20 protein-coding genes are annotated in these 19,204 nt (G+C 34.0%); 11 read left to right on the forward strand and 9 right to left on the reverse strand.

Going from position 1 to position 19,204, the window contains the following annotated elements; all coding sequences use genetic code 11:
• The coding region (locus Q0543_RS11275) for an ATP-dependent metallopeptidase FtsH/Yme1/Tma family protein (RefSeq protein WP_299252833.1) at nt 1-313 on the reverse strand (313 nt) is incomplete at its 3' end.
• 26 nt (nt 314-339) lie between these two features.
• Nucleotides 340-717, reverse strand: a complete 378-nt coding sequence (rsfS, locus tag Q0543_RS11280; protein ID WP_299252836.1) for a ribosome silencing factor — start codon at nt 715-717, stop codon at nt 340-342.
• 6 nt (nt 718-723) lie between these two features.
• On the opposite strand from rsfS, the gene Q0543_RS11285 reads away from it, so the two are divergent.
• The 7 genes from Q0543_RS11285 to Q0543_RS11315 all read left to right on the forward strand — a co-directional run bounded on the left by Q0543_RS11285 (nt 724) and on the right by Q0543_RS11315 (nt 7,505).
• On the forward strand, nt 724-1,539 hold the full coding sequence (locus Q0543_RS11285; protein WP_299252839.1) for a biotin--[acetyl-CoA-carboxylase] ligase: 816 nt from the start codon (nt 724-726) through the stop codon (nt 1,537-1,539).
• A 231-nt stretch (nt 1,540-1,770) separates the two neighbouring features.
• The gene (ahcY, locus tag Q0543_RS11290; protein ID WP_299252921.1) at nt 1,771-3,078 is read left to right on the forward strand and encodes an adenosylhomocysteinase; all 1,308 of its coding nucleotides are present in this window, start codon (nt 1,771-1,773) and stop codon (nt 3,076-3,078) included.
• A gap of 309 nt (nt 3,079-3,387) precedes the next feature.
• Nucleotides 3,388-3,900, forward strand: coding sequence for a hypothetical protein (locus Q0543_RS11295; protein ID WP_299252842.1), 513 nt, complete (start codon nt 3,388-3,390; stop codon nt 3,898-3,900).
• A 105-nt stretch (nt 3,901-4,005) separates the two neighbouring features.
• On the forward strand, nt 4,006-4,878 hold the full coding sequence (locus Q0543_RS11300) for a glycosyltransferase family 2 protein (protein ID WP_299252845.1): 873 nt from the start codon (nt 4,006-4,008) through the stop codon (nt 4,876-4,878).
• A 5-nt stretch (nt 4,879-4,883) separates the two neighbouring features.
• Entirely contained in the window at nt 4,884-5,675 is a 792-nt protein-coding gene (locus Q0543_RS11305) for a glycosyltransferase (RefSeq protein WP_299252848.1), read from the forward strand.
• Complete coding sequence (locus Q0543_RS11310) at nt 5,668-6,432, forward strand: glycosyltransferase family 2 protein (RefSeq protein WP_299252851.1); 765 nt, start codon at nt 5,668-5,670, stop codon at nt 6,430-6,432. Before Q0543_RS11305 ends, Q0543_RS11310 begins: the two co-directional genes overlap by 8 nt.
• A gap of 2 nt (nt 6,433-6,434) precedes the next feature.
• A complete protein-coding gene (locus tag Q0543_RS11315; protein ID WP_299252854.1) occupies nt 6,435-7,505 on the forward strand; it encodes a glycosyltransferase in 1,071 nt (356 codons plus the stop codon).
• On the opposite strand, the gene Q0543_RS11320 is transcribed toward Q0543_RS11315, so the two are convergent.
• On the reverse strand, nt 7,464-8,582 hold the full coding sequence (locus Q0543_RS11320; protein ID WP_299252856.1) for a polysaccharide deacetylase family protein: 1,119 nt from the start codon (nt 8,580-8,582) through the stop codon (nt 7,464-7,466). The genes Q0543_RS11315 and Q0543_RS11320 overlap by 42 nt on opposite strands.
• A gap of 3 nt (nt 8,583-8,585) precedes the next feature.
• Nucleotides 8,586-9,830: an O-antigen ligase family protein gene (locus tag Q0543_RS11325; RefSeq protein WP_299252858.1), complete on the reverse strand. Its 1,245-nt coding sequence runs from the start codon at nt 9,828-9,830 to the stop codon at nt 8,586-8,588.
• 100 nt (nt 9,831-9,930) lie between these two features.
• Between Q0543_RS11325 and Q0543_RS11330 the strand changes: the two genes are divergently transcribed.
• The 4 genes from Q0543_RS11330 (at nt 9,931) to nadD (ending at nt 12,076) form a co-directional block, all read left to right on the forward strand.
• Nucleotides 9,931-10,536 (forward strand): sigma-70 family RNA polymerase sigma factor, encoded by a 606-nt coding sequence (locus Q0543_RS11330; protein ID WP_299252861.1) that lies wholly within the window; start codon nt 9,931-9,933, stop codon nt 10,534-10,536.
• Nucleotides 10,537-10,541: 5 nt separating this feature from the next.
• Nucleotides 10,542-10,832: a zf-HC2 domain-containing protein gene (locus Q0543_RS11335; RefSeq protein ID WP_299252864.1), complete on the forward strand. Its 291-nt coding sequence runs from the start codon at nt 10,542-10,544 to the stop codon at nt 10,830-10,832.
• A gap of 3 nt (nt 10,833-10,835) precedes the next feature.
• A complete protein-coding gene (gmk, locus tag Q0543_RS11340) occupies nt 10,836-11,405 on the forward strand; it encodes a guanylate kinase (RefSeq protein ID WP_299252867.1) in 570 nt (189 codons plus the stop codon).
• A gap of 98 nt (nt 11,406-11,503) precedes the next feature.
• Nucleotides 11,504-12,076: a nicotinate (nicotinamide) nucleotide adenylyltransferase gene (gene nadD / locus Q0543_RS11345; protein WP_299252870.1), complete on the forward strand. Its 573-nt coding sequence runs from the start codon at nt 11,504-11,506 to the stop codon at nt 12,074-12,076.
• Between the two features lie 627 nt (nt 12,077-12,703).
• Here the strand turns inward: nadD and Q0543_RS11350 are convergent.
• The 5 genes from Q0543_RS11350 to Q0543_RS11370 form a co-directional block, all read right to left on the reverse strand.
• On the reverse strand, nt 12,704-13,129 hold the full coding sequence (locus Q0543_RS11350) for a hypothetical protein (protein WP_299252873.1): 426 nt from the start codon (nt 13,127-13,129) through the stop codon (nt 12,704-12,706).
• A 171-nt stretch (nt 13,130-13,300) separates the two neighbouring features.
• Nucleotides 13,301-15,808 (reverse strand): cation-translocating P-type ATPase, encoded by a 2,508-nt coding sequence (locus tag Q0543_RS11355; protein WP_299252876.1) that lies wholly within the window; start codon nt 15,806-15,808, stop codon nt 13,301-13,303.
• 447 nt (nt 15,809-16,255) lie between these two features.
• Entirely contained in the window at nt 16,256-16,711 is a 456-nt protein-coding gene (locus Q0543_RS11360) for a YMGG-like glycine zipper-containing protein (RefSeq protein WP_299252879.1), read from the reverse strand.
• Nucleotides 16,712-17,038: 327 nt separating this feature from the next.
• Nucleotides 17,039-17,332: a barstar family protein gene (locus Q0543_RS11365; protein ID WP_299252882.1), complete on the reverse strand. Its 294-nt coding sequence runs from the start codon at nt 17,330-17,332 to the stop codon at nt 17,039-17,041.
• A gap of 408 nt (nt 17,333-17,740) precedes the next feature.
• Nucleotides 17,741-18,646 (reverse strand): NmrA family NAD(P)-binding protein, encoded by a 906-nt coding sequence (locus tag Q0543_RS11370; RefSeq protein ID WP_299252885.1) that lies wholly within the window; start codon nt 18,644-18,646, stop codon nt 17,741-17,743.
• Nucleotides 18,647-19,204 lie beyond the last annotated feature (558 nt).

A 19,204-nucleotide genomic window follows, 5' to 3' on the forward strand; every position in this document is an offset into this window, starting at 1 on the left:
AATTGGTTGACAATAAGCTTTTTTTTTTTTTTTTATACTTTTTATAATCGCCTCTATCCAATGCTTCTTTATTGATTGTAATTTCAACCATACGGTCGTTTACCAATACAATTTTAGACACATCGTGCTGCAATACCATATCAAAGAATTTGTTTTTCGGGATTTTTTGAACGTCTCCAGAACTACTAAATAAAGCGATACCAAGTACTAAAAGCAACAGGGCGCTTATTAAAAAAATTTGATAATTGGTCTTTTGTACGGGATTCGGCAATGGATTTTTCCTCTTCTTATTATTTTCCTCTGGCATACTCATATCTATCTTTCCTTTACGAACAAATACTAGTCTAAATTTTCAATTTTTGTAATGACACCATCTCCCCATAATTCTTCCAAATTATAAAAAGGACGTCTGTCTTTTCTAAAGATGTGTGCAACAACATCTCCATAATCAACAACGATCCACTCTTTTTGTTGTGCACCTTCTGTTCTCCAAGGATGAATTTTATCTGCTTTGAAAACAACTTCATCAATAGAATCGTGAATTGCGTCGACTTGTGTATCTGAATTTCCAGAACAAACAATGAAATAGTCTGCTACAGATTCTTTTAGCTTTCTCAAATCAATAATTGAAATGTTTTGCGCCTTTTTTTCTTGCATGCCCAAAACAATTAAATCTGCTAAAGATGTTTTTTTTGTTTTATTTTTTGTGTCAATCACTATATTTTGAATCTATTTATCGAAATTTACCTAAAATTAACAATTTCATTGTACAATAACTCAGCCAATACAAAATTCATCGGCAAAAGTATACACTTTCTGCCAAGCTGTCACTCTACGAATGAAGTAGCAAGTGCATTGATTCGTTCGGAGAAAGCAGTTAATGGACTGACAGTCATAACAAACGACCAAACAGCAGGCAAAGGACAACACGGAAATACGTGGTATAGTTCAGCTAATTTAAATCTGACATTTAGTGTAATTTTTTTTCCAAAAGCACTTTTAGTAGCCGATTCTTTTCTTTTGAACATTATTTCATCCCTTGCAGTTGCCGATACCCTGGAATCTTTTTTAGACAATGACAAAAACGTCTGCGTAAAATGGCCCAATGATGTCTATATCGAACATAAAAAAGCGAGTGGGATTTTGATCGAAACTACGATACGCGGAAATAGCATTCATTCCATTGTAATAGGTATTGGTTTGAATGTGAATCAAGAAATATTTCAAATACCTACAGCCACTTCCCTATTTATAGAAAACGAAAAGAACCAAGATTTACAAGCCGTTTTTGATATACTTCTAGAACAACTTGAATATTATTATGAATTACTCTCTTCACAATCAAAAAGTGTTTTATTTGAACTATATAAAAAACGATTGTTTGGTTTAAATGAAGAAAATAGCTTTAAAGATCAAGAAGAAGTATTTAAAGGTTTTATTCGAGATGTAGAAGAAAATGGATGTTTGATTATTGAGAAAGAATCTGGAATTCGAAAAGCCTATCATTTTAAAGAAGTTCAATTTGAAATAAAAAATTGATTGTTCGAAATACATCGACGTTATAGCAATTCAACATTGAATGTCACTAATACGCATCACAAATAAAAACTACAAATCATTGATTTAATACACTAAATCAGTGAAATAATCTTTATAATATTATTTTTTTAGAATAAAAAACTAAATTCATGGAGTTTTAAACAACATTTGAACTTCAAAGGTTAAAGAATTATATTTGTAACCAAATTCATCATGGAAAATAACAACACAATGATAAGTACAATTGAAAAATACAAAGTAAAAGACATCTCACTTGCAGCGTGGGGTAGAAAAGAAATTGAATTAGCAGAAGCAGAAATGCCTGGCTTGATGTCTATTCGTAAAGAATTTGGACCATCAAAACCGTTAAAAGGTGCACGTGTAGCAGGTTGTTTACACATGACAATCCAAACGGCTGTTTTAATTGAAACATTAGTAGAGCTTGGTGCAGATGTAACTTGGTCTTCATGCAACATTTTTTCAACACAAGATCATGCTGCAGCTGCTATTGCTGCTGCAGGTATCCCAGTTTTTGCTTGGAAAGGTATGAATGAAGAAGAATTTGACTGGTGTATTGAACAAACATTATACTTTGGTGAAGATCGCAAACCATTGAACATGATCTTAGATGATGGTGGTGATTTAACAAACATGGTTTTAGATCGTTTCCCTGAATTGGTTAAAGATATACGTGGTATTTCTGAAGAGACTACTACAGGTGTATTGAGATTGAAAGACAGAGAACGTAATGGCACATTGGTATTGCCTGCGATCAACATCAACGATTCAGTTACAAAATCAAAATTTGACAACAAATATGGTTGCAAAGAATCATTGGTAGATAGTATTCGTCGTGCTACAGATGTTATGATGGCTGGTAAAGTTGCCGTTGTAGCAGGTTATGGTGATGTAGGAAAAGGTTCTGCTGCTTCATTAAGAGGCGCAGGTGCACGTGTTATTGTTACTGAAATTGACCCTATCTGTGCACTTCAAGCTGCAATGGATGGGTATGAAGTTAAGAAAATGATTGATGCCGTTAAACGTGCGGATATTGTTGTGACTGCAACAGGCAATAAAAACATCATCACAGGCGAGCACTTTAAATCTATGAGAGATAAAGCAATTGTTTGTAATATTGGCCACTTTGATAATGAAATTGATATGGCTTGGTTGAATAAAAATTACGGTTCAACTAAAGTGACTGTAAAACCTCAAGTAGACATTTACACTATTGATGGTCATGATGTAATTATATTGGCAGAAGGTAGATTGGTAAATTTAGGTTGCGCAACAGGCCACCCTTCTTTTGTTATGTCTAGTTCATTTGCAAACCAAGTAATTGCACAATTGGAATTATGGCAAAATGCAGCTAAGTATGAAAACAAAGTGTATACGCTTCCTAAATCGTTGGATGAGAAAGTAGCTCGTTTGCATTTAGATAAAATCAACGTAGAATTAGATGTACTTACAGCTGATCAAGCTAAATACATCGGTGTAACTGTTGACGGTCCGTATAAAACTGACGAATACAGATACTAATTTTACAGAAGTATTAAATAAAAAAACCTCCCAGTTGGGAGGTTTTTTTATTTAATACCATTTTATCACTTTAATACAAAATAATTACACAATACATTTTATATTATTTTTTTACATAAAATCCACATTTTCAAAAAAATATAAGATTTATTGAACAAAAAAACAACGATAACGTTTATTAAAGAACAGTAATACAACTAAAACTTACTTCAAATTACCATTAACCAGTCAAAAATATCTTTAAATGAAATAAAGACATTTTATTTTCAGTTACTTATTTATTGTTCACAATCCTAACCAATTACCACTATGGAAACGAACATCTTTATTCAAATTATTTTATTAGTCATCGTAACGACTACAATTTTGAATTGTCAAAAAAAAATAAGACAAGGTGCATCATGGGCATATCACATTTCCATTATTTTATCCCTATTATTGATATCGGTTTCTGTTTTTATGATGATTGCTTTTTATAAAGCATCCACTGCAAATTGTAATTACATTGATTGTTCTGCACTAATTATCTGGGGAATTATATTACTTATGTCAAGCCTCAATTTAATTTTAACCAAAAAAATTGAGATTACTCCAACCGATATTGTAATACACCCCTTAATTGGTGGTGCACATAAACACAACTTTTGCAAGGCTTTATATTTTACAATTCTAGAAAAGCACGACAGACACTGCGCGTGGAAAGAGCTTACGATTTGTTTCAAAGAAGACAAAGTACATATAAGCTCATTACAACATACAGATTTTGTTATCATACACAACCAATTATTGTATCATAGTATACCCGAAAATAAAAATGGTTAAGACTTAGGAGAATTTTCTTAGCGTAAAGCGGATTATAGCACAAGTACTTAAGTAAAACAAGGGCACTCTCCCTACTTTTAATTATCTTGCAGTATATTCGCAATTATGAAAGTAGCAGGCTTTACCTTTATTCGGAATGCAGTTAAATATGACTATCCAATTATAGAAGCGATCACTTCTATATTGCCCATTTGTGATGAATTTATAGTAGCACTTGGAAATTCAGATGACGAAACCCAGGCGCTTATTTCAGCTATTAATTCTCCAAAAATAAAAATCATCCATACTATTTGGGATGACACCTTACGAGAAGGTGGTAAAGTTTTGGCAGTTGAAACGGATAAAGCAATGGATGCCATTTCTAAAGACGTTGACTGGTGCTTCTACATTCAGGGCGATGAAGTTGTACATGAAAAGTATCTTCCAGTGATTAAAAAAGCGATGGAAGATAACTTGAAAAAATCACACATTGATGGACTTCTTTTCAAATACGAACATTTTTTTGGATCCTATGAATATCTAGGAGATGCACCAGATTGGTATAGAAGAGAAATACGTATTATTCGAAAAGACTCTACAATACGATCATACAGAGATGCACAAGGATTTAGAAAGAGCAATCAAAAATTAAACGTTGCACTCATCAATGCTTACATCTATCATTATGGTTGGGTAAAAAACCCCAGTTTTCAAAAAGAAAAAATAAAATCATTTTCCAAACTTTGGCATAATGATACGTGGATAGAATCAAACATTCCTGAAGTTGAAATGTTTGATTATTCTTTTATCAAATCGCTAAAGCAATTCACAGGTACACATCCGGCAGTGATGCAACATCGGGTTAAAAACCAAAATTGGAAATTCGTATACGACTTATCCAAAAAAAATCTTTCGTTAAAAAATACATTCAAATCTGTCATTGAAAAATATACAGGTTGGAGAGTTGGCGAATATAAAAACTACAAAATACGTTCATAAGTACCATGAAAATATCTGTAATTATTGGTTTTTATAAAAAATTAGACTTCCTATCCCTAGTGCTACAAGGCTTAGCCCTACAAACGTTCAGAGATTTTGAAGTACTTATTGCAGAAGACAATAACGACCCAAATACGCTTAATTTTATTGAATCTCTTGGCTCGAAAATAAATTTTCCAATAAAAGTTGTACAACAAGAAGATATTGGTTTTCGAAAAAATAGAATTTTAAACGAAGCCATCCATCAGTCAAAGGGAGATGTGCTTGTTTTTTTTGATGGAGATTGCATACCACATAAAGAATGTTTGAAAGAACATTATTTAAACACGGAAGAAAAAGGGGTTCTCTCTGGCAGACGGGTGTTGCTATCCGAATCGCTCACAAAAAAGTTATTAAAAACAGATGTATATCGGTCCATTTCATTTTCGAATTTAGTACTATCCAATTCCAAACATGTGGAAGAATCCATTTACTTCCCTTACCCATGGATACCAAAGAAAAAGAATCGGGGTTTATTGGGTTGTAATTTTTCACTTCAGAAAAAAGCACTCTTAGAAATAAATGGCTTTGACGAAGACTATCAAAAAGCAGGCGTAGGCGAAGATTCGGATATTGAATGGCGTTTACTAAAATTGGGTTATACAATTAATCCAATCAAGTTTAAAGCCATCGTGTATCACTTATTTCATGGTGCAAATTATGAAGAAGATGACGTACAATTCAATGCGAACATTATGCATACTAAAATAAATGCAGGAGTTATCTTTTGTACAAATGGGTTAAGTAATCATGTATAAAAGCAAGACACCCATTTCGGTTATACTCATTACCTTTAATGAAGAAGATAAAATTCGAAAAACAATCGAAGCAGTTTCTTCCTTAACGGATGATATTATTATAATTGATTCTTTCAGTACAGACAATACAGTAGAAATTTGCAAAGAGCTTGGTGCAAGAGTTATTCAACAAGTATGGCAAGGCTATGGAAAACAAAAAAACACAGGTCATGCGTATGCTAAATACGATTGGATCTTATCTATCGATGCAGACGAGGTAGTATCTCCAGCATTGTTAGCGGAATTGAAAAATCTAAACCCTCCTTCTGAAAAACAGGTATTCAGCATCCCTTTTAAAACATATTTTTGCAATACCCTAATACGATTTGGCGGTTGGAACCCTCAATTTCATATTCGGTTATTCAACAAGAAAAACGTGCAATGGGACACACTTGCAGTGCACGAAACCTTATCTCTAACAAACGACATAGTGGTTATTACCTTAACAGGTTTCATTGATCATTATTCCTACGACTCCATTGAAGATTATACAAGTAAGTCATCCAAGTATACCGATTTATTTGCCATTCGATTAAAAGAACGAGGCAAAAAATCCTCTTGGACCAAAATGTATGTGAGTCCGCTGTTTACATTTATAAAAGAATATATTTTCAAGTTGGGGATTTTAGATGGTGCAATGGGATTTAAGATTGCTTGTTTGAATTATAATTACACCAAACAAAAATACCGCAAGCTTCATTTGCTGCTCAAGAAATAAGTATGGTTATTTTAGAAATAAATACCGAGAAAAATTGGCGCGGAGGCGAGAAACAAACGCTACTAACAGCGGAAGGACTCATTCAGCAGGGACATACCGTACATTTGGCTTGCAAAACGCATTCTGCCTTATACCAAAAAGCAACGTCAAAAAACATCCCTATCATCGCTATACGTTCCAATATTCAGTTATTTTTATTTCTAGTATTCAAAGGGTTTCGCTACAACATTATCCATGCGCATACTCCAAAAGCCTTAACACCTTGTGCGCTGGCAAAACCTTTTTCCGCTGCAAAGGTGGTATTTTCAAGAAGACATTATAAAGTACCTACATCTTTTTTTTCTAAATGGAAATACAATGCAGCAGACTATATAACAACCATTTCGCATTACATTAAAAACCGACTTGTGCAGACTGGTATTACAACACCTATTGATGTTATATACGATGCATCCATTTTAATCCAACCCAACGCAATGCGTATCCAAAACGAATATAAAACGTTTGCGCAATCAAATAAAAAAATACTCGCAACGGTTGCTGCATTAGAAGACGAAAAAGATCCATTTACCTTAGTTGAAGCCATTGAAAAATTGTACAACAAACGAACAGATTTTATTTTCATGCATTTTGGAAGCGGCTCCTTATTAGATCAAGTAAAACAATTGATAGTTGAAAAAAACTTGGAATCCGTTTATTTTTTCATGGGACAAACTTCTGCAATTGAAGAACTATATTCCCTATTTGATGTATTTGTAATGGCATCTAAAAATGAAGGATTTGGCAGCAGTGTAATCGATGCGTTTTTAAATAAAGTGCCCGTGGTAAGTACAGATGCAGGTGGATTGAACGAATTGGTTACTGATAGAGGCTATGTAGCAAAGGCTGAAAATGCAACAGATTTATTTGAGCAGATTCAATCCTGCTTGTCTAATTCCAACGAACAATTGATTGCGAATGCCTTCGAATTTGCAACGACTCAATTATCTTCTGAATCCATTCAACAACAATACGCGGAATTATTTTTTAGACTAACTCAACCAACGATACATCCAACCCAGCGCAAAGTTTGAGTTTAACTTTGTTAAAAAAATCAATCTCGCGCTCGTTACTTTTCGCAATTCCATTCGATAAATAAATTCCTTTTTAAAACTGCGTGCATTTGTTCCTTTTTTACAGGTAAAGAAATACTGTATACCCAAACTTTTCATCCATGGAATAGATATCTGTGATTGATGTCCGTATGGCCAAGCAAAACCGATTGCCTTTTTGTTCGGTATATGTGCTTCAATTTGAGATTTATTTTCATTCATCTCACGTTTTACTCGATCTTCGAATTGAAGTTCCGTATACTTCTGAATGTGCGTACCTATAAATGTTTCTGTAAAAAATTGCTTCCCTAATTCAATGCGTTTCTTTTTTGACAATTCTTGCAAGTTATTTTTCAGTGCATATTCTTTAAATAGCACTTTCCCTTCCCTATCTATTTTATACCCTTGCGCAGTGAGTTCGCCACGCATTTTAAATAAAGGAAAACCTTCTTCTGGATCACCATCGAGCACAAAATAATCCCCTGAAGAAACACCATTGGAAGAAACGCTATTTTTAAAATCGGTATTTGAAAACACCATGCCGTGCCTGTGCGAATGGCATTGAATGTCTACCAAACCAGAAGCCTCCATTTCGTTTATCTCTTCCCAAGAAATATATTGACTGCTTGTTGCATCCTGTCCTTTAAAATAATTAGAAATCAACTGTGCGTTCAATGCATCTGAATGTTGGATCTGCACCAGAGGTCGTTCTGCTTTCTCTTTGATAAATAAGGTGTTTACAAAAAAAATAGCTTTCAAATTGTATTTTTTAAGAAGTGGAAAAACGATGCCGTAATTATCATAATATCCATCATCAAAAGTTAATACAACCGATTTGCCAGGAAGCTTCTTCCCAGCTTTAAATAAAATATCTATTTCTTTTAGTGTGTGCGTATGGTATTTTTTTTCAGATAAAAAAGAAAAAAAAGCATCTAAGGTTTCTGATTTTGTATTGGATGTAGTATCATTTACTTGATGAAACAACCAAATAGGAACCCCTTGATTGTGAAACATACACACCAAAACAAAAATTACGCTAAGTACAATAAACAAAATCATAGATTATATTTTAGAACAAACACGAATATATGCAATGCTAAAAAGCAAACTCGCCAATACAATACCCTGCTGCACCTCTAAAGTAGCTTCGGATAAGAATGAAGTATATACACCTACCAATACAGCAACACAGAACACATCAGTCATTACAGCTTTATTGAATAATGGAAATGTCAGACAACCTAAAAAGACAATCAACCCAAATAAACCCAAGGCGCTAAATACATAAACAAATTGATTGTGGGGAATCAACCAGTTATTAGGTGTAATATCTGGATATTCGTTTTTGTAAACCTGATTCATCGCTTGCTGTACATCTCCACTTCCTACACCAAACCATGGAGATTGCATACCAACTTGAACGCCTATTTTCATTGACAACAAGCGATTGCCGTCTGAATAATTATTGACACTTTTGCCAGTAGCAAATTGATTGATGTCGCGCACCATATAATTCACCTTATTATGTAAGGAAGGTACAAACCAATACATCGCGAATAGAAATGCAAAAAAAACGGGTATTAAACCAAGCAGATTTTTATTCCCATTTTGGATCACTTTAATTAAAATCCAAACAAAAATTGTTGCATACAAAGCAAGCAAACCACTTCTGATAGAAAGGATATGTAAAAATACAAATATAAAAATCCCTAAGCCTGCAATGAAACGCTTTTGCAGATTGGTTTTAAGAATAGTCGATTGAAAATACGCTTGAGCAGATGCAAAACATGCAATTGAAAGCAATAAACTATAACGAATATGCTCAATGATTGTAGGAATAGTTTTGGCATGTTTGTAAGACTCTGTAATCTCTGCGTAATGTAAGAGGTAATAGATAAAACTGCCTAAAGCCGTAGCAGCACACAGTGCTATAAATAACAAAATAACAAGATCAACAGATTCACGTTTTAACACATCCTTTACTGCAATAAAACCTAAGGGCAAAAACAACAATGGAATTTTTACTTGTATGCGTTCGCCCCAATATTCATAATCTTCCGTCCACACCCCCCCGATAAGGTAGATTATAAGAATAGGTGCAAGAAACAGAAGCACCCTATTACCTGAATGATTCAAAAAATTAATTTTCCAACCTTGATTTAACACATAGATTAGAATAATGCCAATCATACCAATACTAATCATTGCTCTAGAAAAAAAGATTCCGATTAAAGCAATACAAGCAGATGCTATAAACCAGCGATTTAATAAGGTAGGATTAGACGTATTTTCGACTAGTAATTTCATGTAAAAGACCTCATGCATTTATGACACAAATTGACAAAAAAGTGTATCTTTGGTATCATAACAATACCAAAAAGTCTGTAAATATAGACATTATTGATTAATGGAGGAGCAAAATTCTAAAACAACCTATAAAAGTAAGGAAGAAAAGGACAGCCTTTTTGAGAAGGAATTCATGCACCTCATTGGACCGTTATACAACTTTGGTTACCGATTAACCTTTGATGAAGACGATGCAAATGATTTAGTACAAGAAACTTATTTGAAAGCATATCGTTTTTTTGATTCATACGAGAAGGGAACTAATGCCAAAGCTTGGATGTTTAGAATCCTAAAAAACACATTTATTAACGAATATCGACGCAAGACAAAAGAGCCCAATAAAGTCGATTACCAAGAAGTTGAATCTTATTACAATTCAGACGATGTAAATGAAACTATTACGAGCGATTTACGTGTAGATTCATTGAACAATATGATAGGTGATGAAGTTGCCAATGCATTAAATGCCTTGGATGTAGATTTCAGAACGATCATAATTTTGTGTGATTTAGAAGGGTTTACCTACGAAGAAATGGCTAAGATACTAGACATTCCCATCGGTACTGTTCGCTCTCGCTTGCACAGAGCCCGTAATGTGTTAAAAGAAAAATTAAACGAATATGCCCAATCTATGGGCTATAAGGATCAAAGAAAGAAAAACGATTAAGCTGCATGATTGATTTCATTAAGGAGGTTGTAAACAAACTCGTGGGCAAGAAAGCCCAACAACGCTATTGTTGTAAGGATTGCTTGTGTAAGCTTAATTTAGTATTAGATGGAGAAGCCAGCACGGCTGAAATAGAACATCTTCAAAAACACATACACGAATGTGCGCCATGCTTCGATCATTATAATATCGAAAAATCTGTTAAAGAAGTCATTAAACATAAGTTGGAACAACGCCCTGTACCAGCTTCTTTGATAGAAAATATCAGAGGTAATATCAATAAAAACTGCAAATAATATATGGAAGGCAAATTATTCATTTTTTCTGCCCCATCCGGCTCTGGTAAAACAACGATCGTTCAACATTTATTAAAAACAGATCCACGCATCGGATTTTCAATCTCTGCTTGTACGCGTGAAATGCGCGAAAGTAAGGAAGCCAACGGTAAAGATTATTATTTTTTACCTGTGGAAGAATTTGAAAGACGCATAGAAAACGATGAATTTGTTGAATGGGAAGAAGTTTATCCTGGAAGATATTATGGAACCTTACGTTCGGAAGTACAACGTATTTGGGACATGGGCAAGCATGTTATTTTTGATGTAGATGTAAAAGGCGGATTAAGTCTAAAGCAACAATTCGGAGATAAAGCACTTTCCATCTTTGTAAAAGTGCCTTCTATGGAAGAATTAGAAAAAAGATTAATTGCACGCAATACAGAATCTGAAGAAAGCTTAAAAACACGTTTAGAAAAAATGAAATACGAAGCATCTTTCGAAGACAAGTTTGATGTAGTATTGCTGAATGATCAATTGGAAGATACATTCAAAAAAACACATATGATCGTTGATGTATTTTTAGCGAAGTAATTTCGCTCTAAAACTCTTGATTGGTATTTATACCGTAGCCTTTTATTAACAGATATCAATACCTATTGCATACATAGGTACCCCGTAGGTAAATACACATGAAAATTGGTTTATTCTTTGGTTCATTTAATCCCATACACATTGGACACTTAATCATTGGCAATGCAATGGTTGAGACGACTGATTTAGAAGAATTGTGGTATGTTGTTAGTCCACAAAATCCATTTAAAAAGAACCAATCTTTATTGCATGAATTTGACCGGCTTGATATGGTTACTGCGGCAATCAATGATAACCCTAAATTTAGAGCGAGCGACATTGAATTTAATTTACCAAAGCCAAGCTATACCATCGACACGCTTACCTATATAAGCGATACATACCCGCAACACACGTTTGTATTAATCATAGGGGAAGACAACCTCGTACAATTTAAAAATTGGAAAAATTACGAGCGTATTTTAGAGCATTTTGAATTATACGTTTACCCTAGACCAGACGCACAAGAGAGTGAATTAAAAATGTATTCCAACGTAAAATGTATTAAAGCTCCTTTATTAGAAATTTCTGCAACGTATATACGAACGTGTATTAAAGAAGATAAATCGATCAGATACCTCGTACATAAAGAGGTTGAAGAAATGATATTAAGCAGGAAGTACTATAAGTAAATTTAATGTAGTGCTGGTGGTTGGTCGAAAAGACACAGTTTATTTTACAGCCTCAGCCACGGCGAAATTATTCAATTGAAATAGTATTCGACCAAATACTATTTTTCTTCATTTCCGATTGAAGTACCTTTGCGATAGTTTGTCCCTTGACTATTTCAATCAAATTAAAACCGGTTTTAATGGTCAGATTTTTTGTATTCATAGACGTTGGAATATGTAACTTAAGAAGTACTTGATTCGATTGGCATGGCAACAGCAAAACTATAATTGGTACATTTTTATCACAATTAGATTCCTCAATTCTTATACGTGTATTATTTACCAGATACAAATCTTCCCAAGAACATGACATACTGCTATATCTTACAGTATCCTTTGACTGACTCCTTAGTGTTACAGGAACTTGAAAATATGTGCTATTGTTTTCGTTTATGAACGTTCCTTATCCTGCAATAAGAACACATTTGATTTCTGTTGTTCGATTTGAAGCGCATAGAACTAATACGGCAAGCAAAAATGGTATATAAACCTTAGCTTCATGCATAAATTTTTAAGGTCGCATTTTAAAGTACCTGTTTTTTGAATATATCATTCAATTTATTCAAATATTTTCTTGAATAGTACCTGTTACTTTTTCCACGTTGTAGTAAACCCTTCGCGAAGACTTCCCATTTCCTTTAATCCCTCTGGCAACTCTACCTCTTCTGTAACCTGCGTAATGAACCAGTTTTTAGTGCTTTTTATCGGATCTTCTTTACTGGCTTCCAAAAATACCTTTGAATCCATTATCAACAGATTCGATTTTTTAAATTCAGCATATAGATCTGCACTATAAAACATTTCAATTTGAAGAGGCTTAGTTCCACTTACCGAACCTGGATTTCGATTCTCCCAGGTTAAATTAAACAGCATCACCATATCGATCGTATCCCACACTTCAGGACTTACTTCTATTGTTGCTACGAGCGTTTCATTCTTCTCTTCGAATGATATTAACTGGACAGCATAGCTGATGCCAGAAGGTAGATAAAATTCAGTTGTTGTGTTGGGCATTTCTATTTATAATTTATTAATGTCCGATATTCTAAATTGCAATTTATGTATTTGCAAACCAATGCAAAAATTACGGTATTCTGTTTACGTACTTTTAAAGCATCCCGTTGCATAGTTATAATCCATATCAGCCATCATTACTACCATTGTAAACGATTCAAGACTTTTGCCTTATGATTTTTTCGTTCCTTTAAGTCTCTTGAATATCTTTACACATTCATACCAAACAACTGCAACAAAACCTACCCCAATACATATAAGCAGGTTCGAAATAGAAATATGTTCAAACTCAAAAAAAGTAGTCAAGGGAGCTACAAATAATAATAGCGTTGTTATACTTATTGTGATACCCATCATAAGCAACAACGAATTATTTTTATACTGCAACGTTGTAAGAATAGAATAATAAAAAGAACGATTCACCAGCGTTAAAAATACATTTGCAGATATCAATACCGTAAATACCATTGTTCGGGTGCATGCCTCATTAAAGCCTTGTAATACGGCATATTGATATACAAATAATGTACCTGCTGTTATAACCAACCCTTGAATAACACTGGTTGCAAGTTCTTTCCAATTAAAAAAAGAAGCTGTTAAGGAACGTGGTTTTTGAGACAAGGTATTTTTCTCCATCGGTTCATTTTCAAAAATAATAGAACAGGTCGGCCCCATTATTAATTCTAGAAAAATAATATGCACCGGAGAAAGTATGTTTGGGTATATCCACCCAAATACGAGTGGAAGAAATACGGTTAGGATAATAGGAATGTGTATGGAAATAATATACCGAATTGCTTTTTTTAAATTGGTATAAATTCTTCTACCCATTGCTACGGCATCTACCATTTTAGATAAATCATCGTCCACTAAAATTAAAGATGCTGCACGTTTCGCAATTTCAGTTCCCTTTTTACCCATAGCAATACCAATATGAGCCGCTTTCAAGGCCGGACCATCATTCACACCATCGCCTGTCATCGCAACAATTTGCTTATTGGCTTTTAGTGCATTAATGATTCTCAGTTTCGCTTCTGGAAACATGCGCGTATATATATTCGTCTCTGCTACTCTACCCTGTAATTCTTCATCCGTCAATAACATCAATTGATCACCTGATAAACTATTCTCTACCCCTCTAAATGCAACCTTTCTTGCAATGGCAGTGGTTGTTTCTGCATTGTCGCCCGTAATTATTTTTACAGATATCCCTGCAGTGTAAAATTGATTTAAAACAGCTTCAATATTCTCTTTTGGCGGATCATAAAATGCTACAATCCCTTTAAAATCAAATTTAAATTCTTGCTGAGTGTCCGGAAAGTACGTACCACTATAATTACTTAGACCAACACCTAATACCCTGTACCCATCCTCTGTTATGGTTTGTATCGCTTTTTCGATTTCGCTTCTTTGCTCTGATGACAGATTAGATACCTGCATCAATGCTTCGGGAGCACCTTTAGCTGCAATGATTCTTTTACCCGAACTATTTTCAAAAATATGTGTCATCATGGGAGGCTTCCCATCTAAGGGGTACTCATGGATTAATTTAAAGTTCGGTCGTTCATCATCCTTATATAAATCAGTGTACGCACTGTGTAAAGAAACCTCCATGGGATCAAACGGAATAGGTTCACTTGCCCACATAGCAATCCGTATTAATTCCTGCTCATCGTCATTGGTTTCAGAAGGATTCGTGATTCTGTTCGAAGTCAACGAAAACACTTTTGCCAATGTCATTTTATTCTCTGTAATCGTCCCTGTTTTATCTGTACAAATAACCGTTGCAGAACCAAGTGTTTCTACTGTTTTCATTTGTTTTACAATAACCCCCATCTTCATTAAACGCCACGCACCTATTGCCATGAATGTTGCAAATGCCATTGGGATTTCTTCTGGCAAGATACTCATTGCTAAGGTAAGCGCCTTAAGCAATGAGTCTAATAAATCATTGGAATGAACGTAATTAATCGCCCACACGACAAGGAAAACAAGTGCTCCAGCAAGAACCAACTTCTTAACAAAATTATTAATTTGTAATTCTAATGGCGTTTTTTCTTCTTTGATACCCTCTAGGCTTTTGCCAATTTTTCCTAATCTTGTTTCGTTCCCAATATGCGTAATGGTAATAATTGCCAAACCGCTAGAAACAGTTGTGCCTGTATAAATGAAATTATCCTCTTTTGATTTATCTTTGAACACAGAAAAAGATTCCCCAGTAAGAATGGATTCATTTACAGAAAAATCATTGGAATGAATAATGACACCATCGGCTGTAATCGAAGTACCTTCTTCAACAATTAAATTATCTCCTATTACTAAATCAATACTTTTAATGGTTTCTGTTTTACCATTACGAATTACAGTACAATTGGGCTGTGACAGTTCCTTTAACTTTTGTAAGGCATTGCGACTTCTTGATTCTTGAAAAAGAGTGATTAGAGAAACAATCATAATAGCTGCTGAAAGAAAAATACCATCTCCCACTTCTCCACTTATAAAATAGATAAGAGCTGCAATAAATAATAAAATTATCATTGGCTCTTTTATCAAATTTATTATGGCATCAAGCACCACATTTTCTTTTTTATAGTCGAATTTATTTTGGCCATACTTTTTTCTTGAAAGCAGAACCTGTTCATCCGTTAATCCTTGTATGTTAAAATTCGTTGCAATCATTGGCACAAATTAGTTAATACGATGTTGTTTTTGATGTAAAGGTAATGATTTGAAGCTTTTTCAATCCACATTAAATCACCAAGGACTTACATTTTATAGTTGCGCTAAGAAATACAGCACCTATTAGGTATTAAAGAAGTGTGTAATAACCTGTATCTATTGTTGTATATATATTTGATTTAGTGAATGAATAAGCATGATGTTCGTCATCTTTTCAACTTTTGTACTTCACCCATCAATTTATAAGGATGCACAGGTTGTATTGTTCCACAATCTTAATGTCTTACTAAAAAAGTCAAAAAGAATCAGATTAATTATGGGTTGCCTTTTACTAAAAATAAATTAGAAATCTGATACATATAAAAAATCTGCCTTACACTTGTTCATAACAAGGGCAAGGCAGACTTATACGTAATTATAATGTTACTGTTTAATTTAAAGAATCAATTATTTATTAGCGTCTTTCAGGTCTTTGTCTTTTTTGGCACCAATACCATAACCAACACTAGATCCTGCAGCACCACCTACAACACCACCAATAACAGCACCTTTCCCTTTGTCTTCACTTGCAGCTGCGCCAGTTAACGCTCCTCCTACAATACCAACTCCAGTTCCAATAAGAGCTCCTTTTGTAGTATTGCTCATGCCTTTTCTTTTAGCAGGTTCAGTGGTTTTAGTGTCATTCGTAGCATTATTGTTCGTGTTAGAAGAAGATCCGTTTGTAGTGCTTGAATGATGAATTTCGGAAGAATGAACTTCCTGCTGTTTTGATGCATTATTTACAGCGTCCATTGAATCTATTGTTCTTTGACGAACATCATTTTCGGTGTTCGCAGTATCAGTGTTAGATTTGTTGCAGGCAACAAAAGCAAACACACTTAATATGATTAAATACTTCTTCATTTTATTTTAATTTATTGAAACAATAATGCTCTGTCATCTTTTTTATTTAACAACACCAAGTTGAGAATTTTTAGTGGAGTAAGACTTACACCTTTAGTAAAAAAATCTACACAATTCACACATGTGCAAAGCGATAACCAAAATCGAAAATCAACATTTCTTCCATTGTTTTTACCATTCTTTTAATTTCGAGGGATTTATTTTGTCAGTCAATTGATGATAACTCTATTTTATAAAAATGCGCTATCGCAAGCATTAAAATCAAAGCTTTCTGAAACTCCCAATTACCCAACTTTAAGTTTACATGTATAAGAGACATAAAATCTTTTAGTCTTTTGTTTCAAATTCAATATGCTGATGATCTGTAATTATTTCAAGTAAGGCATCTGAAAATTCAAATCCTAATCTTTTAATACTCTCAGAGTAGTTTATCCAAATAATTTTTACAGGTTCTTCGTATTCATAAACACCAAATCCACCACGAAGCAAATCGTTTAATGCATTTAAATTATGTCCCGTTTTCCAATCAATATCTTTTGTCAATACTCTGTCTATTTCACAATAGAAACTTTCCGAGTCTGAAAAATTGTCACCGTTTATTATGATTGTCTGTTTGTTCATTGTCGTCTTTTTTAGCTTGAATATTAATCGAATCATGCAAGGAAATTTAGGCATAACTTCCTATTTTTTTTTTAGCAGGTACTTCTTGTTTATAATACCTAACGAGGCTTAGTAGGTGGTTTATCCCTATAGGTATCGGGATCAGCTCTACATCGCACACCTACACGTATCTTTTTACTCGCCTTTCCTTATCGTCATCACAACAATGTTTCCAAAATTGCAGCATAAAGTAGTTTGAAAACTATGCATGAACGTCGTATTCGGAAGACCATAATTTATTCTTTTGTACTTTCTGGAATTCGTGAACACTTCATTATACACCTTTACCACCCTTGCAAGCTAGCACTGAACTTCAAAATTGCACTGAAACCCGTATGATTTAAATTCTATGTGTGTGCTGCCTTTTTGTTAGTATGAACGAAAATTTCTTTCAGAGTTTATATACTCTCTTAATCTTGTCCAAGCAACAGGGTATCTATCATTGTCGTGTTTGTTTATTTCAGCCTTCCCTTCCATCATATCTCTCATATATTGCATTCCTTGCCATGCAGGATATAATTCATTTTTAGAAAAATCAAAAAACTTGGTAATTGAAATAATAACATTGAATAAACCAATGCCGCCTGGCTTGAAAATTTTGTACGGGGAGTCAGTAAGGTGAGTCATAATATCTGCCACGTCTGCACATGAAACACTTTCTCCTGCAATACTGAGATAACGAGGAGCTGTTTCGTCCAATGCAGCATGCGCAGTGTATTGGGCAACGTTATACGTTGTTGTCAAGTCCATTTTGATATTTTTATCTCCCCAACATAAAATTTTATTCTTTCCAAATAAAATGAGAGGCATATCGCCTGTGGTCAGCTCCATAAATGCTCCGTTAAAAATGCTCGTAGATTGTATGGGTTGCTGATTTAAATAATCATGAAACTTTTTACGAAAGTCAAGGTTGCGATTTTTGCCATAAATCAGATTTCTGAAATCTGTAGAAAAGTCGCTGGGTATAAATCGTGGGACCTTGGCTTTTATAGCAGCTTGTACAAGTATTTTTTGTGTGTCAACAATAGTGTCTTCAAAACCTGCTAAAACTGAAACAACACAGTCAACGCCTTTGCAAACCAATGCAATTTCTTCAATTGTATAAACGTCAACTTTGTAGATTTCTACATTTTTTGAAGCCAAATTTTGTATTTTTTTTTCGTCCGTTTGACTTCTTACTAATACTTTAACAATTGTGTTAAGTTTCAACAATTCATCGACAATTTTATTTCCTAAATTCCCTGTTGCTCCTGCAATTAAAATTACTTTACTCATTTTATTTTGTCTTGATACGTGCAAAATTTATGTTTCTAGAGCAGTCTAAATCTACCAAATGGTAGATTATATTATTGATATTTCCTCTTATTCTAATCAAATGTTAGCGTGGCCGTTCTTCGTGTTGCAGAGTCGGTGTTGGTGATAGGTGTTGCAAGTCTTGAAAGAAACAAACGTTCCTTAACATTGAGCCTGCTGCTCCCTATAGTTATCGGGATTCTTGTTTATACATCACAAGGTATACATTACCTACGGATGTACCAATTATATATGCGGAAATAACCTAGGGTATTTCTTATATTACGCTTGCTGAATAGTTGGACGATCGCCAAAATATTGTTTCCTGTAAAAACGATTTTCATACATTAGGAAAATTTTGTACCTATTAAAAAAACTGAAGCATTTTTATATCTTCCAACAAAATAAAAAAGCAGAACCTAAATTCTGCTTCTATATTAGTTTTTATCCACCGCGGCGGACGATTCAGAGGGTTCTGTCAGTTAGGACGAGACAGTACTTTGTAGTCCATTCTTTACCCAAAAATCTCCCAAGTTTCCA

It is taken from the genome of uncultured Cytophaga sp. (assembly GCF_937863595.1).
Lineage (GTDB): Bacteria > Bacteroidota > Bacteroidia > Cytophagales > Cytophagaceae > Cytophaga.

What these genes read in the sequence shown, in the direction of transcription:
- Q0543_RS11350 (WP_299252873.1), bottom strand. Translation starts at nt 13,129, where the DNA reads ATGCCCAACACAACAACTGAATTTTATCTACCTTCTGGCATCAGCTAT.
- Q0543_RS11315 (WP_299252854.1), top strand. Translation starts at nt 6,435, where the DNA reads ATGGTTATTTTAGAAATAAATACCGAGAAAAATTGGCGCGGAGGCGAG.
- Q0543_RS11330 (WP_299252861.1), top strand. Translation starts at nt 9,931, where the DNA reads ATGGAGGAGCAAAATTCTAAAACAACCTATAAAAGTAAGGAAGAAAAG.
- Q0543_RS11360 (WP_299252879.1), bottom strand. Translation starts at nt 16,711, where the DNA reads ATGAAGAAGTATTTAATCATATTAAGTGTGTTTGCTTTTGTTGCCTGC.
- nadD (WP_299252870.1), top strand. Translation starts at nt 11,504, where the DNA reads ATGAAAATTGGTTTATTCTTTGGTTCATTTAATCCCATACACATTGGA.
- Q0543_RS11370 (WP_299252885.1), bottom strand. Translation starts at nt 18,646, where the DNA reads ATGAGTAAAGTAATTTTAATTGCAGGAGCAACAGGGAATTTAGGAAAT.
- Q0543_RS11310 (WP_299252851.1), top strand. Translation starts at nt 5,668, where the DNA reads ATGTATAAAAGCAAGACACCCATTTCGGTTATACTCATTACCTTTAAT.
- Q0543_RS11305 (WP_299252848.1), top strand. Translation starts at nt 4,884, where the DNA reads ATGAAAATATCTGTAATTATTGGTTTTTATAAAAAATTAGACTTCCTA.
- Q0543_RS11365 (WP_299252882.1), bottom strand. Translation starts at nt 17,332, where the DNA reads ATGAACAAACAGACAATCATAATAAACGGTGACAATTTTTCAGACTCG.
- gmk (WP_299252867.1), top strand. Translation starts at nt 10,836, where the DNA reads ATGGAAGGCAAATTATTCATTTTTTCTGCCCCATCCGGCTCTGGTAAA.
- Q0543_RS11325 (WP_299252858.1), bottom strand. Translation starts at nt 9,830, where the DNA reads ATGAAATTACTAGTCGAAAATACGTCTAATCCTACCTTATTAAATCGC.
- ahcY (WP_299252921.1), top strand. Translation starts at nt 1,771, where the DNA reads ATGATAAGTACAATTGAAAAATACAAAGTAAAAGACATCTCACTTGCA.
- Q0543_RS11355 (WP_299252876.1), bottom strand. Translation starts at nt 15,808, where the DNA reads ATGATTGCAACGAATTTTAACATACAAGGATTAACGGATGAACAGGTT.
- Q0543_RS11295 (WP_299252842.1), top strand. Translation starts at nt 3,388, where the DNA reads ATGGAAACGAACATCTTTATTCAAATTATTTTATTAGTCATCGTAACG.
- Q0543_RS11320 (WP_299252856.1), bottom strand. Translation starts at nt 8,582, where the DNA reads ATGATTTTGTTTATTGTACTTAGCGTAATTTTTGTTTTGGTGTGTATG.
- Q0543_RS11300 (WP_299252845.1), top strand. Translation starts at nt 4,006, where the DNA reads ATGAAAGTAGCAGGCTTTACCTTTATTCGGAATGCAGTTAAATATGAC.
- Q0543_RS11335 (WP_299252864.1), top strand. Translation starts at nt 10,542, where the DNA reads ATGATTGATTTCATTAAGGAGGTTGTAAACAAACTCGTGGGCAAGAAA.